This window comes from Enterobacter sp. C3_dUdeg, assembly GCF_057536195.1.
In genome coordinates, this window is record NZ_BAAKFX010000014.1 from 57,787 (window position 1) to 71,391 (window position 13,605).

Annotated in this window: 14 protein-coding genes; 3 read left to right on the plus strand and 11 right to left on the minus strand. The window is 56.4% G+C overall.

Features of this window, described 5'->3' with window-relative positions; genetic code table 11:
- Positions 1-30 precede the first annotated feature (30 nt).
- Positions 31-1,335: an SLC13 family permease gene (locus tag AC27FC_RS20875; protein WP_039264211.1), complete on the plus strand. Its 1,305-nt coding sequence runs from the start codon at positions 31-33 to the stop codon at positions 1,333-1,335.
- Between the two features lie 99 nt (positions 1,336-1,434).
- Here the strand turns inward: AC27FC_RS20875 and tpiA are convergent, their stop codons facing one another.
- A complete protein-coding gene (gene tpiA, locus AC27FC_RS20880) occupies positions 1,435-2,202 on the minus strand; it encodes a triose-phosphate isomerase (protein ID WP_014172206.1) in 768 nt (255 codons plus the stop codon).
- A gap of 111 nt (positions 2,203-2,313) precedes the next feature.
- Positions 2,314-2,910: a DUF1454 family protein gene (locus AC27FC_RS20885; RefSeq protein ID WP_023309692.1), complete on the minus strand. Its 597-nt coding sequence runs from the start codon at positions 2,908-2,910 to the stop codon at positions 2,314-2,316.
- Between the two features lie 112 nt (positions 2,911-3,022).
- Between AC27FC_RS20885 and AC27FC_RS20890 the strand changes: the two genes are divergently transcribed.
- Positions 3,023-3,442 carry a DUF805 domain-containing protein gene (locus AC27FC_RS20890; protein ID WP_023293600.1) on the plus strand — a complete coding sequence of 140 codons (420 nt, stop codon included), beginning with the start codon at positions 3,023-3,025 and terminating at the stop codon, positions 3,440-3,442.
- Here AC27FC_RS20890 and fpr read toward each other — a convergent pair whose 3' ends face one another.
- From fpr to AC27FC_RS20910, 4 genes are all read right to left on the minus strand, one after another.
- Positions 3,443-4,189, minus strand: coding sequence for a ferredoxin--NADP(+) reductase (gene fpr / locus AC27FC_RS20895; RefSeq protein ID WP_029739198.1), 747 nt, complete (start codon positions 4,187-4,189; stop codon positions 3,443-3,445). It lies immediately after the preceding gene.
- Between the two features lie 96 nt (positions 4,190-4,285).
- Positions 4,286-5,296: a class II fructose-bisphosphatase gene (gene glpX / locus AC27FC_RS20900; RefSeq protein ID WP_032662725.1), complete on the minus strand. Its 1,011-nt coding sequence runs from the start codon at positions 5,294-5,296 to the stop codon at positions 4,286-4,288.
- A 153-nt stretch (positions 5,297-5,449) separates the two neighbouring features.
- Complete coding sequence (gene glpK / locus AC27FC_RS20905) at positions 5,450-6,958, minus strand: glycerol kinase GlpK (protein ID WP_023309688.1); 1,509 nt, start codon at positions 6,956-6,958, stop codon at positions 5,450-5,452.
- A 21-nt stretch (positions 6,959-6,979) separates the two neighbouring features.
- Complete coding sequence (locus AC27FC_RS20910) at positions 6,980-7,825, minus strand: MIP/aquaporin family protein (RefSeq protein ID WP_087822921.1); 846 nt, start codon at positions 7,823-7,825, stop codon at positions 6,980-6,982.
- Positions 7,826-8,235: 410 nt separating this feature from the next.
- Here AC27FC_RS20910 and zapB point away from each other — a divergent pair, with 410 nt between their 5' ends.
- Positions 8,236-8,475 (plus strand): septal ring assembly protein ZapB, encoded by a 240-nt coding sequence (gene zapB / locus AC27FC_RS20915; protein ID WP_010436935.1) that lies wholly within the window; start codon positions 8,236-8,238, stop codon positions 8,473-8,475.
- Between the two features lie 585 nt (positions 8,476-9,060).
- On the opposite strand, the gene rraA is transcribed toward zapB, so the two are convergent.
- The 5 genes from rraA to ftsN all read right to left on the minus strand — a co-directional run bounded on the left by rraA (position 9,061) and on the right by ftsN (position 13,595).
- Positions 9,061-9,546: a ribonuclease E activity regulator RraA gene (gene rraA, locus AC27FC_RS20920; protein ID WP_032662736.1), complete on the minus strand. Its 486-nt coding sequence runs from the start codon at positions 9,544-9,546 to the stop codon at positions 9,061-9,063.
- Positions 9,547-9,638: 92 nt separating this feature from the next.
- Positions 9,639-10,559, minus strand: a complete 921-nt coding sequence (gene menA / locus AC27FC_RS20925; protein ID WP_069303426.1) for a 1,4-dihydroxy-2-naphthoate polyprenyltransferase — start codon at positions 10,557-10,559, stop codon at positions 9,639-9,641.
- 68 nt (positions 10,560-10,627) lie between these two features.
- Positions 10,628-11,962: an ATP-dependent protease ATPase subunit HslU gene (gene hslU, locus AC27FC_RS20930; protein ID WP_023309685.1), complete on the minus strand. Its 1,335-nt coding sequence runs from the start codon at positions 11,960-11,962 to the stop codon at positions 10,628-10,630.
- A 9-nt stretch (positions 11,963-11,971) separates the two neighbouring features.
- Entirely contained in the window at positions 11,972-12,502 is a 531-nt protein-coding gene (gene hslV / locus AC27FC_RS20935) for an ATP-dependent protease subunit HslV (RefSeq protein WP_008501802.1), read from the minus strand.
- Between the two features lie 94 nt (positions 12,503-12,596).
- Positions 12,597-13,595: a cell division protein FtsN gene (gene ftsN / locus AC27FC_RS20940; protein WP_058841957.1), complete on the minus strand. Its 999-nt coding sequence runs from the start codon at positions 13,593-13,595 to the stop codon at positions 12,597-12,599.
- Positions 13,596-13,605: the final 10 nt, after the last annotated feature.

The window sequence follows — 13,605 nt, forward strand, 5'->3', positions numbered from 1 at the left end:
ACTTGCTGAAAAATTCTACAGGAGACAGGTATGTCGCTCTGGTTAACGTATCCTTTGCTGCTGCCCTCACTGATCGTTGGCGTCACCATCGTGCTGTGGGCGACGTCGCTATTGCCGGAATTTATCACCGCGCTGCTGTTCTTCACGGCGGCGATGACCGCCAGAATCGCCCCGCCGGAGGTCATCTTCGGCGGTTTTGCCTCGTCGGCTTTCTGGCTGGTATTCAGCGGCTTTGTGCTCGGCGTGGCGATCCGTAAAACCGGACTGGCGGACAGGGCCGCCCGGGCGCTGTCGGCAAAGCTCACCGACTCCTGGGTGTTGATGGTGGCGAGCGTGGTGCTGCTGAGCTACGCGCTGGCGTTTGTGATGCCGTCGAACATGGGACGTATTGCGCTGCTGATGCCGATTGTCGCGGCGATGGCAAAACGCGCCGGTATCGCCGACGGCTCCCGCGCCTGGTTCGGGCTGGCGCTGGCGGTGGGGTTCGGGACTTTCCAGCTTTCGGCGACGATCCTGCCTGCTAACGTCCCTAACCTGGTGATGAGCGGTGCGGCGGAAGGCTCGTACGGCATCCATCTGAACTATGTCCCGTATCTGCTGCTGCACACGCCGGTGCTCGGTATCCTCAAAGGCCTGATTCTGATTGGCCTCATCTGCTGGCTATTTCCCGGCAGCCCAAAACCGCCGAAGGAACAGGCGCCGTCTGATCCTATGGGGCGGGATGAAAAGCGTCTTGCCTGGCTGCTGGCGGTGGTGCTGGGGATGTGGGTCACGGAGAGCTGGCACGGCGTAGGGCCCGCGTGGACGGGGCTGGCGGCGTCGGTCATCGTTATGCTGCCGCGCATTGGGTTCATTACCGGGGAAGAGTTTTCTGCGGGGGTGAATATGCGTACCTGTATTTACGTTGCGGGCATTCTTGGGCTTGCGATCGTGGTGACGCAAACCGGTATCGGAACGGCCGTGGGCGAGGCATTGCTTCGCATTATGCCGCTGGATGCAGACAGACCGTTCACCAGCTTCCTGGCGCTTACCGGTATTACCACGGCGCTCAACTTCATTATGACCGCCAACGGCGTGCCGGCGCTTTACACCACGCTGGCGCAGAGCTTCTCGGACGCGACCGGTTTCCCGCTGCTGTCGGTGATCATGATTCAGGTGCTGGGCTATTCCACGCCGCTGCTGCCGTATCAGGCGTCGCCGATTGTGGTAGCAATGGGGCTCGGGAAGGTGCCTGCAAGGGCGGGGATGGTGCTCTGTCTGGCGCTGGCTATCGCAACGTATCTGGTACTGCTGCCGCTGGATTATCTGTGGTTTAGTTTGCTGGGGAAAGTGTAGTTCGGTGCGAGCGGTTTCCCCTCACCCCACCCCTCTCCCTAAGGGAGAGGGAGGAGAAGAGCGGCGGGTAAGCGCAAGCGCCACCCGCCACAAAGGCAATTACGCCTGTTTAGCCGCTTCTGCTGCCTTAACGATCACCGCGAAAGCGTCAGCTTTCAGGGATGCACCGCCAACCAGCGCGCCATCGATGTCTGGCTGGGTGAACAGCTCAGCAGCGTTGGAGGCGTTTACGGAACCGCCGTACTGGATAATCACTTGCTCAGCGACCTTCGCGTCGGCTTTAGCAATGTGGTCACGAATGAATTTGTGAACCGCCTGAGCCTGCGCAGGGGTTGCAGATTTGCCGGTACCGATCGCCCAGACTGGCTCGTATGCGATTACTGCGCCTTCGAACGCTGCCGCGCCCTGGGTTTTCAGCACTGCGTCGATCTGACGTGCGCACACTTCTTCGGTTTTGCCCGCTTCGTTTTCCGCTTCGGTTTCACCGATGCACAGAACCGGGATCAGACCCTGCTCTTTCAGCACGGCAAATTTCTTCGCGATGAACTCGTCGGATTCTTTGTGATAGGTGCGACGCTCGGAGTGGCCGATGATGATGTATTTCGCGCCGATATCTTTCAGCATTTCAGCGGAGGTTTCACCGGTGAACGCGCCAGACAGGTTAACGTCAACGTTCTGCGCGCCCAGAATGATGTGGCTGCCGTCAGCGGCGTGTTTAGCCAGATCCAGGTACATATCCGGCGGAGCGATAGCAACCGCGCAGCCCGTCACGCCAGCCAGCTCTTTACGCAGGTTCGCAACCAGTTCGTTTACCATGTGGCGGCTGCCGTTCAGTTTCCAGTTACCCATCACTAAAGGATGTCGCATTTCAATTCTCCACGCTAAATAAGCGAATTAAGGAATATGGCCACCCTGTCGGGCAGCATGGTCTGTGAATCAGTATAGAGATTTTCCCTCGAAAGGCTTTGCTTTTTGTCATTAATTCGCCCCGCCGAGGGTGTCAGATAGTGCCAGCTTAATCGGTTCAACAGCGAAGGTCAGTCCTTTTTCGCCGTTGTCCGCCACAACATAGCGGATCGCGCCTTCGGTATCGGCGTAATAACGCTTGTTTTTCCCGGCGGTAAGGAGTTTTTGCAGCTTTTGCTGGCTTTGCTTTTTCGTCAGCGCAGGGGTAAAGGCCTGCAGTACCGCGCTCATGTACTCCAGCGCTTTCGCCTTAGCGGCTTTCTGCTCTGGCCCCTGTATCGGCAGCCAGGTGATTTGCATGCTTTTGATTTTTAACGTACCGCGCTCCAGCGCCGTGGAAGCATACAAATTCTCGTTAATCTTGCTTGCCGCACGGGTCAATGTGGGGGTATCGCGTGAGCCATCAATGGCGCGAAACTCATCCAGCGGCAGCGTGGGGTTGGTCTGATTAAAGGTTTCACGAAACTGGCTGATGGACTGATCGAAGGACGGTGCGCCCGCCAGCAGATAGGGTGCTGTGGTCGGGGCTGTGGTTTCGGCGGCGTGCAGGGGATAACCCGCGCTGAGCAGCGCTAAACACAGGAAAAGAGAACGTGCCGAACTTTTCATCAACATTGCCCCTGGCCGTAAGTGCTCATGATTAAAACGATATCTGGTCGGCTTGTCAAAAGGTCACAACTCCAGGGTAAAATACGCGCTATACGATAATAAGGAACCTTACATGACCATACAGCAGTGGCTGTTTTCATTCAAAGGGCGTATTGGACGCCGTGATTTCTGGATCTGGATGGTGACGTGGGTTGTCGCCATGCTGCTTCTGTTTTTCGTGGCTTACAACGCCTGGCTGAGCACGCAAACGGCGGCCTTCGCGCTGGTCTGCCTGCTATGGCCAACGGCGGCGGTTGTCGTAAAACGGCTGCACGATCGCGGGCGTTCCGGCGCGTGGGCATTTCTGATTATTCTGGCGTGGATGCTGGTGGCGGGAAACTGGGCGATGCTGCCGTCCATCCTGCCATGGGTTGTGGGCAGGCTGCTGCCGTCGGTCATCTTCGTGATGATGATTGTCGATCTGGGCGCGTTTATTGGCACCCAGAGCGAAAACAAATACGGTAAAGATACCGTTGAGGTGAAATACCGCTGATCACCAGTAGTGTTCGGCGGTCATATGGCCCGGTCGGCGGCGAAGATGTTTCGTCATCTGCCGGGTATCCTTCAGAAGCTGCTGCGTGTCACGTACCATCTGCGGGTTGCCGCACAGCATGACGTGGCTGGTTTCAGCGTTCAGCGGCAAACCCACCGCATCTTCCAGGGCTCCACTCTCAATTAACGCCGGCACGCGGCCGGTAAGCGCTCCTGCTACGGTTTCGCGGCTGACCACCGTCTGAATCTTTAGCTTTCCGCCGTACTGCTGCTCCAGCGCCTGCATTTGCGGCAAATAGCTCAGGTCTGCGGCGTAGCGCGCAGCGTGAACCAGCACGATGTTTTTAAAGCGCTCCAGATCTTTGCCGTACTGCAAAATAGAGAGATAAGGGCCGATGGCCGTACCGGTTGCCAGCATCCAGAGCGTGTCACAGTCAGGGATCTCTTCGAGCACAAAGAAGCCTGCCGCTTCACTCACAATTTGCACCTCGTCGCCGGGCTTAAGAGCGGCAAGGCGCGGGCTGAGCTTACCGTCAGGAACGGTGACCAGATAGAACTCGAGATCCGGGTTATCAGGTGCGTTAACGTAAGAGTAGGCGCGCTGCACGCGCTCGCCGTCGACATCCAGTCCCAGCTTCGCAAATTGCCCGGCTTTAAACGGGTGAACGGGAGCATGTACGGTGAGACTAAATAGCGCATCGGTCCAGAACTGTACCTTTGTGACTTTACCTGTTACCCAGTCCGCCATGATCTTCTCCTGTGCTGTTTCTCTGTTCTATCTTCCGTACTTGTGGTGATAATTTCCAGCCCGTCAGGGCCGGAAAGCTCTATCGATCAAACGGTTTTACAGAATGTGCGTCTGCACGTCCGGGTCTTTGCGGTCGAGATAGTGGATAGACTGGATGCGGCGAATGGTGCGTGATTTACCGCGAATCAGCAGTGTTTCAGTGGTGGCCATATTGCCCTTGCGGGTGATGCCGTCCAGCAGATCGCCTTTGGTGATGCCGGTCGCCGAGAAGACAACGTTATCGCTACGCGCCATCTCGTCCAGAGCCAGCACTTTATTGGCCTCGATGCCCATCGCTTCGCAGCGCGCCAGCTCGTTTTCCCCGATACGGCGGTTCTCTTCGCTGTCGCCTTTCACCTCATGGCGGGGCAGTAGACGGGCCTGCATATCGCCATCCAGCGCGCGGATCACTGCCGCGGAGACCACACCTTCCGGCGCGCCACCGATGCCGTACAGCACGTCGACTTCGCTGTCCGGCATGCAGGTCAGGATCGAGGCGGCAACGTCACCGTCAGGGATAGCAAACACGCGCACGCCGAGCTTTTGCATTTGCGCGATAGTGGCGTCGTGGCGCGGTTTCGCCAGAATGGTGACGGTGAGTTCGCTAAGGGGTTTGCCCAGGGCTTTGGCGATGTTGTGCAGGTTCTCTTCCAGCGGCAGGCTAAGGTCGATTGCGCCTTTTGCGCCAGGACCGACAATCAGCTTTTCCATGTACATATCCGGCGCGTTGAGGAAGCAACCCTTATCGCCCACGGCCAGCACCGCTAACGCATTGGCCTGACCCATCGCCGTCATGCGGGTGCCTTCGATCGGGTCAACCGCGATATCCACGGCATCGCCTTTGCCGGTACCGACTTTTTCACCGATGTAGAGCATCGGCGCTTCGTCGATCTCGCCTTCGCCGATCACGATGGTGCCGTCAATGTTGACCTGGTTAAGTACAATACGCATGGCATGGACGGCTGCGCCGTCTGCGGTATTTTTGTCGCCACGGCCCAGCCATTTATAGCCTGCAAGTGCGGCCGCTTCGGTGACGCGGGAAAACTCGATAGCAAGTTCACGTTTCATGAGGTACTCGTGCAATCAAAAGGAATTGCACGAAGTTTATCACAGAGTGGGGAGGGGTGAGGGGGCCGGTGCGGTTGGAGCCCCTCTCCCCAAAGGGGCGAGGGGACTTAAAACACCCTCTCCCCTTTGGGGAGAGGGCCGGGGTGAGGGGAATTACTCTTCGTGCTCTTCCCACGCCAGGGCGCGTTTCACCGCTTTTTTCCAGCCGCTGTAGCGGAAGTTACGCTCGGTGGTTTCGATGCCCGGACGGAATTCGCGTTCGATAACCGCTTTTTCCTGCAGCTCGTCCAGGTTCTGCCAGAAGCCTACCGCCAGACCGGCAAGGTATGCCGCGCCCAGCGCCGTGACTTCACGCACTTCAGGGCGTTCAACGCGGGTGCCCAGAATGTCGGACTGGAACTGCATCAGGAAGTTATTCGCTACCGCACCGCCGTCCACGCGCAGGGCGTGCAGACGAATGCCGGAGTCAGCCTGCATCGCTTCCAGCACGTCGCGCGTCTGGTAGGCGATGGATTCGAGAGTAGCGCGAATAATGTGGTTAGAGTTCACACCGCGCGTCAGGCCGAAAATTGCGCCGCGTGCATACGGGTCCCAGTACGGTGCGCCCAGACCGGTGAACGCAGGCACCACGTACACGCCGTTGGTGTCTTTCACTTTGGTCGCGAAGTACTCGGAGTCGAACGCATCGCTGATCAGCTTCATCTCGTCGCGCAGCCACTGAATGGATGCACCCGCCATGAACACCGCACCTTCCAGCGCATAGTTCACTTCGCCGCGCGGGCCGCAGGCGATGGTGGTCAGCAGGCCGTTTTCTGATTTCACCGCCTTCTCGCCGGTGTTCATCAGCATAAAGCAGCCGGTGCCGTAGGTGTTCTTCGCCATCCCTTCCTTGACGCACAGCTGGCCGAACAGCGCCGCCTGCTGGTCGCCGGCGATACCGGCGATAGGAATACGGGTGCCGCCTTTACCGCCGATGTTGGTCTGGCCGTATACTTCTGAAGACTTACGCACTTCAGGAAGCATCGCGCGCGGAATGTCCAGCGCGTCCAGCATCTTGTCATCCCACTCAAGGGTGTTGATGTTGAACAGCATGGTACGCGAGGCGTTGGTGTAGTCGGTCACGTGAACGCGTCCCTGGGTCATCTTCCAGATAAGCCAGGTATCGACGGTACCGAACAGCAGCTCGCCGCGTTTAGCACGCTCGCGTGAACCTTCTACGTGGTCGAGGATCCATTTCACTTTGGTGCCGGAGAAATACGGGTCAACCACCAGACCGGTGGCGCTGCGCACATACTCTTCCATACCGTCGCGCTTCAGCTGTTCGCAGATCTCGGATGTACGGCGGCACTGCCAGACGATAGCGTTGTAAATGGGCTTACCGGTTTCACGTTCCCAGACAATCGTCGTTTCACGCTGGTTGGTAATACCAATCGCGGCAATCTCGTCGGAACTGATATCGGCTTTCGCCAGCACTTCGACCAGCGTGGAGCTTTGTGACGCCCAAATCTCCATTGGGTCATGTTCTACCCAGCCTGGACGAGGATAAATTTGCTCAAATTCGCGCTGTGACACGCTGACGATGTTCGCGTCATGATCCATTACGACAGCGCGGGAGCTGGTAGTGCCCTGGTCGAGCGCAACGATATATTTTTTTTCGGTCATGGTATGTGTCCCGTAGTCAGATTACAGCGAAGCTTTTTGTTGTGCGGTAGAAGTCGTTTCCTTCTCCTCTTCCACACAGGTGTCGCACGGTAAGTGGCGACCAATTAATTTGCGGTAGCTAAACGCACCCAGCGCAGCCCCGACAACCGGCGCAAACAGCGGTACCAGGAAGTAAGGAATGTCTTTGCCACCGGTGAAGGCGACGTCGCCCCAGCCAGCGATAAAGGCGAAGGTTTTTGGTCCGATATCACGTGCCGGGTTCATCGCGAATCCGGTCAGCGGGCCCATGGATGCACCAATCACCGCAATCAGCAAACCAATCAGCAGGGGTGCCAGCGGGCCGCGCGGAATGCCGTTTCCGTCGTCGGTCAGCGCCAGGATAACGCCCATCAGAATAGCGGTAATCACCATTTCAACTGCGAACGCCTGCACAAAATTGATATGCGGGTTAGGGTAGGTTGAGAAGATGCCTGCCAGATCCAGACTTTCGACGCTGCCGCGTACCATATGATGCGTCTGTTCGAAGTCGATGAAAAGATTGTAATAAAGCCCGTAAACTAACGCCGCTGCGCAAAACGCGCCGGCAAACTGAGAAAGAATGAAAGGAACAACTTTGCGTCCGTCGAAGCACGCGAACAGCCACAGTGCGATTGTCACCGCCGGGTTAAGATGTGCACCAGAAACCCCTGCAGTCAGGTAGATGGCCATCGCCACGCCCAGACCCCAGATGATACTGATTTCCCACTGACCAAAACTGGCACCCGCCACTTTCAGTGCAGCGACACAGCCCACTCCGAAGAATATCAACAACCCGGTACCAAGGAACTCGGCAATGCACTGGCCTTTTAAGGTTGATGTCTGACTCATAATCGGAATCCTGAAGAAATTGATGTTTATTGTTAGCATGGCCGCCCGTGACAGCCACGATGCCCTGTAGACATAGTGTTAATTTATCGTTAACGAGCAAAAACGAGAAATATCGAAATCAAAATGTGTGGTCTGTGTCAATAAAATGAGCGTTTTCGCGCCATAAAGCACATTTTTGCATCAGTACAGGATCAGTACAGGAATGTGAGCTGAATCATTTCATTAACGAATCAGTTAACAATTTAGGGGTATATGATGCGAACACACCAGGACCAGACCTAAAAGTGTTGCAAACCGCGATCTGCGCGGTGTGTCGCTGGACACAGAGCGCCGCGCTCCATACAATCGACGGTATATGTCGTGCGCGTTTATGTTAAAGCGTCGCCTTGCAATTCAGGAGAGGTAGCATCATGTCTTTAGAAGTGTTTGAGAAACTGGAATCGAAAGTACAGCAGGCGATTGACACCATCACCCTGCTGCAGATGGAAATTGAAGAGCTGAAAGAAAAGAACAACAGCCTGGCGCAGGAAGTTCAGAACGCTCAGCACGGCCGCGAAGAACTGGAGCGCGAAAACAACCAGCTGCGCGAACAGCAGAACGGCTGGCAGGATCGCCTGCAGGCGCTGCTGGGACGTATGGAAGAGGTCTAATTCCCTACGGGATGAATTGAACAGGCCGGGTAAGGCGAAGCCGCCACCCGGCTTTTTTATGATTTGATGTCAGCCGGGGCTCACCATAAAAAAGGCCGCCAAAGGCGGCCTTAACGCTACTTGTCCTGCGCTGTCATAGCAAAAGCAACGAACACATTCGGTTCATCACTCTTTACAACGAGTACGCTGGCGACAATGAACGCGATACATAAATAGCGTTTCATTATGCGGTCCCTGCAGCTAACCGCTCCACCGTTCACCACCGGTGATAAGTCGGTGGACACAAGCCCTGGTATTAGCCTGCTTTACGGTAGTGAATACACCTTTCCCTGGACCGATGCCCATTTGCGAGATGGCGGAAAGGGACGCTTCATCATAATGAGCATCAACCGTGGAGTTAAGGTATTCATAGACAATTAGGATTTTATAAAGGTTCTGAGGGGTTGCCCAAGGTTTGGACGAGAGTATGATGAAACTCCCTGGTGTTAGTCTGCAAAACTTCCCAACGGACCGCGAATCCTGAGGGGACAAAAAAACCGCCACATTGCTGTTGGCGGTTTTTTTATGGTTCTCGCTGACTTTTAACTACTCGATATCCAGCGCATCTTCCGACAGGATAATGCCGGTATTATCGGCGTAGAGATGGTCCCCGGAGAAGAAGGTCACGCCGCCGAAATTGACGCGCACGTCGCTTTCGCCGATGCCGTCACCCGCCGCCCCTACCGGTATGGCAGCGATGGCCTGAATCCCGATATCCAGGTCTTCCAGATCGTCCACCTGACGTACGGAACCATACACCACAAGGCCTTCCCACTCATTCTGAACGGCAATGCCGGCCAGTTCAGCATCAATTAATGCACGGCGCACGGAACCGCCGCCGTCGACCACAAGAACGCGGCCGCGGCCATTCTGTTCGAGCAGATCGTACAGCAACCCGTTGTCCTCGAAACATTTCACCGTGACGATTTGACCGCCAAACGACGACCTCCCACCAAAGTTGGAGAACAGCGGTTCAACGACGTTGACATCTTCCTGGTAGATGTCACAAAGCTCGGAGGTATCGTATTTCATAGGTTTAACGCTCAGTTGCTGCGAATGTGTTCAGTATATCGTGCGAAATGCGTTGTTGGCAAAATCATCAATTGTTAATTGATATTTGTCAGCTAACGCAGCGTCTGGCTTAAAACAATCCCGATGACGAACAACAGGTTAGTCAGCAACGCGCCTTTTACCGTGCGTTCCAGCATCGGCGGCATGGCGGACGGGCTGAGTTCACGCATCACAAAGCGGGCCTGCTTAATCAGCAGCGGCGCGGCAAGCACAAACAGCCAGCCCCACAGGCTCTGCAAGGAAATCAGGTTAAACAGCGCCAGGCAAACCAGCGCGCCAATGAGCAGACAGGCGTGATAGCGGCGCGCATTGACCGGCCCCAGACGAACCGCCAGAGTGTTTTTGCCGTTCTCGCGATCGCTGTCGATATCGCGCAGGTTGTTGATGTTGAGCACCGCCGTCGCCAGCAGACCGCAGGCGGTCGCGGGCAGGAACAGGGCAGGGATCACCGTATGCGCCTGCAGGTACCAGCTTCCCATCACGCTCAGCCAGCCGAAGAACACCAGTACGGAGATATCCCCGAGCCCAATATAACCGTAAGGACGCGTGCCGACGGTGTAGGTGATGGCCGCGATAATGGCCAGTAAACCCAGCACCAGGAAGCCAATGAAATCGCTGGTGGTCTTAGACGCCACCGTCACCAGCGCAAGGCCGGATACGCAGATCAGCGCTACGGTGATAATCAGCGCGCGTTTCATCTGCGCCTGGGTAATCACCCCTTTCTGCATTCCGCGCAGTGGACCTATGCGGTCCGGCTTGTCGCTGCCTTTTACCGCGTCGCCGTAGTCGTTGGCGAGATTAGAGAGAATTTGCAGCAGGCCGGCGGTAATCAGTGCCAGCGCGGCGACCAGCGGCTCAAAATAACCCTGCCACCAGGCAAGGGCGGTACCGACGATAATCGCGGCAAAGGCCAGAGGAAGCGTTTTAGGGCGCAGACTTTCGAGCCACGCCTGAGTACGGCTGATGTCAGTCATAAGTATTTAGCCAATAAAAATGGGGGCATTAGCCCCCATTAAACGTGATGAGAATCCAGTAACCGCGATTATAGGATAAAACGGCTCAGATCTTCATCTGCCACTAACGCATCCAGATGTTTACTCACATATTCTGCGTCAATGGTAACGGTTTGGCCGTTAAGGTCGCTCGCGTCATAAGAGATATCTTCTACCAGGCGTTCAAGCACGGTATGCAGGCGACGCGCACCGATGTTCTCGGTGGTTTCGTTGACCTGCCATGCGGCTTGGGCAATACGCTTGATACCGTCTTCGGTGAACTCGAGGTTCACGCCTTCGGTCGCCATCAGCGCTTTGTACTGTACGGTAGCAGAGGCGTTTGGCTCGGTCAGGATACGTTCGAAATCTTCGGTAGTAAGCGCCTGCAGCTCAACGCGGATAGGCAGACGCCCCTGCAGTTCGGGGATCAGATCCGACGGGCTGGCAACCTGGAACGCCCCTGAAGCGATAAACAGGATGTGGTCCGTTTTCACCATGCCGTGCTTGGTGGAGACTGTGCAGCCTTCAACCAGCGGCAGCAGGTCGCGCTGAACGCCTTCGCGGGACACGTCCGGGCCGGAGCTGTTGCCGCCGCGCTTACAAATTTTGTCGATTTCGTCGATAAACACGATACCGTGCTGCTCAACCGCGTCGATAGCGTCCTGCTTCAGCTCTTCCGGGTTTACCAGCTTCGCCGCTTCTTCTTCAATCAGCAGCTTCATCGCGTCTTTGATTTTCAGCTTACGCGCTTTCTGCTTCTGGCCGCCCAGGTTCTGGAACATGGACTGGAGCTGGCTGGTCATCTCTTCCATGCCCGGAGGCGCCATGATTTCCACACCCATTGGCGCGGCAGCGAGATCGATCTCAATCTCTTTGTCGTCCAGCTGGCCTTCACGCAGTTTTTTGCGGAATGCCTGGCGCGCCGCGGAAGGTTCCGCCTGCTGCTCTGCCTGGCCCCAGTTGTTTTTTGCCGGTGGGATCAGCACGTCGAGAATGCGCTCTTCGGCCATCTCTTCCGCGCGATAGCGGTTTTTCTCGATCGCCTGGACGCGCACCATCTTGATCGCCGAGTCGGTCAGATCGCGGATGATGGAGTCCACTTCTTTACCCACATAGCCCACTTCGGTGAACTTGGTGGCTTCCACTTTGATGAACGGCGCGTTAGCCAGCTTCGCCAGACGACGGGCGATTTCGGTTTTACCGACGCCGGTCGGGCCGATCATCAGAATGTTTTTCGGCGTCACTTCGTGGCGCAGCTCTTCATCAAGCTGCATACGACGCCAGCGGTTACGCAGGGCGATAGCCACGGAACGCTTGGCGTTATCCTGGCCGATAATGTGTTTGTTCAGTTCGCTGACAATTTCGCGTGGGGTCATTTCAGACATGGGAGATCCTTACGCTTTGGAGGTCAATTCTTCGATGGTGTGGTTGTGGTTGGTATAAATGCAGATATCACCTGCAATATCCAACGCCTTCACCGCGATATCACGCGCGTTCATGTCGGTATTTTCCAACAGCGCGCGGGCTGCAGCCTGGGCATAAGGGCCGCCAGAGCCGATGGCAATAAGATCATTTTCCGGCTGAATGACGTCACCGTTACCGGTGATGATCAGCGAGGCGGTTTCATCGGCCACGGCCAGCAGCGCTTCGAGCTTGCGCAGCATGCGGTCGGTACGCCAGTCTTTCGCCAGCTCAACGGCAGCTTTCACCAGATGACCCTGGTGCATTTCCAGTTTGCGTTCAAACAGTTCAAACAGCGTGAAGGCGTCCGCCGTGCCGCCAGCAAAACCGGCGATCACTTTGTCGTTGTAGAGGCGGCGCACTTTCTTCACGTTGCCTTTCATGACGGTATTACCCAGCGTGGCCTGGCCATCACCGGCGATTACCACATGGCCGTTACGGCGTACACTTACTATTGTTGTCACGAGCAGACCCCCTGGTTACAGAATCGGGAAACAGAAGCCCTGAGCCTGTGCTCAGGGCTGAATTAAATGATAGATGGGGGGGATTTTGGGGGTTTCAACCCCCGGAGGCGAGTCGAATGCAGTTTGTGTGGCCAGCGATTTTCAACCGCGAAATGGTGCCATCGGCATTTTCTTTGCCTTTGACCGGACCAATCACCACGCGATTCCAGCCGTTATTGGTGGTAATACGCGAATCAAACCCTTCAAAGGCCAGCTGAGCACGTACCGTTTCCGCCTGCTCTGCGCCTTTGAACGAACCGCACTGTACCATCCAGCGGCGCTCGTCTTTTTTCTCAGCCGTCTGCTTCGGCGCTTCGGTCTCTTTGGTCACCGGCGCGGCCTGCTGCGTTTTCGGCTGCTGCGCGGTGGTATGCGCTGGCGTCTGGAGCAGATCCTGATACGGCTGAGCCGCCTGTTTCTGCGGCTGCGTTTTCGGCTGCTGCTGGACAGGCTGAGACTGCGCCGTACGCGTCGGCTGCTGGTATGGCTGTTCCGTTACCCGCGGCTGTGCTTTCGGCTGCTGCACCGGCTGGGTTTGCGCCCACTGCTGCTGTTGTTGCTGCTGCTGGATCTGCTGTTGCGCCTGACGTCGCTGCAGCGTTTGCTGGCGCTGTGCCGGCGTCTGCTCATTCCACGGTACTTCGTTCAGCTGCGTAGGCTGCTGGCGCATATCGGCCTGCATTTGGGCCAGCAGCTGACGCTGTTCATCCGTCAGCTGATTCGCATTCTGCACTTCACCACCCGCAGAAGGTTCGGTTGGCGCACGCACCCCGGGCTGACGGCTTTCCAGCTCTTTGATATAGCGCCAGCGCTCTTCAGGCTTCGGAGGAAGGCCATTTCCGGCAACTTTACTGGCCTGAAGCGCCTCAGACTCTTCTTTTTTATGGTGCGTGATGAAGTACAGGCCACCAATAAAGGCGACGACTACAGCCGCAGCAATAGCGACCATTGCTGGCGAGACAGCAGGCAGGTTACGTTGCTTTTTCCTTGAGCTACTCTTTTTGCGTCGCGAAGGTGCCGGCTGGCCGCGACGTACATAATCTCGTTGTGCCACTATCGTTTCG

Bases quoted from the DNA above. Each gene is read 5' to 3' on its own strand.
- glpX (WP_032662725.1), bottom strand. From the start codon at position 5,296: ATGAAACGTGAACTTGCTATCGAGTTTTCCCGCGTCACCGAAGCGGCC.
- rraA (WP_032662736.1), bottom strand. From the start codon at position 9,546: ATGAAATACGATACCTCCGAGCTTTGTGACATCTACCAGGAAGATGTC.
- glpK (WP_023309688.1), bottom strand. From the start codon at position 6,958: ATGACCGAAAAAAAATATATCGTTGCGCTCGACCAGGGCACTACCAGC.
- hslU (WP_023309685.1), bottom strand. From the start codon at position 11,962: ATGTCTGAAATGACCCCACGCGAAATTGTCAGCGAACTGAACAAACAC.
- AC27FC_RS20885 (WP_023309692.1), bottom strand. From the start codon at position 2,910: ATGAAAAGTTCGGCACGTTCTCTTTTCCTGTGTTTAGCGCTGCTCAGC.
- AC27FC_RS20875 (WP_039264211.1), top strand. From the start codon at position 31: ATGTCGCTCTGGTTAACGTATCCTTTGCTGCTGCCCTCACTGATCGTT.
- tpiA (WP_014172206.1), bottom strand. From the start codon at position 2,202: ATGCGACATCCTTTAGTGATGGGTAACTGGAAACTGAACGGCAGCCGC.
- zapB (WP_010436935.1), top strand. From the start codon at position 8,236: ATGTCTTTAGAAGTGTTTGAGAAACTGGAATCGAAAGTACAGCAGGCG.
- menA (WP_069303426.1), bottom strand. From the start codon at position 10,559: ATGACTGACATCAGCCGTACTCAGGCGTGGCTCGAAAGTCTGCGCCCT.
- fpr (WP_029739198.1), bottom strand. From the start codon at position 4,189: ATGGCGGACTGGGTAACAGGTAAAGTCACAAAGGTACAGTTCTGGACC.
- AC27FC_RS20910 (WP_087822921.1), bottom strand. From the start codon at position 7,825: ATGAGTCAGACATCAACCTTAAAAGGCCAGTGCATTGCCGAGTTCCTT.
- AC27FC_RS20890 (WP_023293600.1), top strand. From the start codon at position 3,023: ATGACCATACAGCAGTGGCTGTTTTCATTCAAAGGGCGTATTGGACGC.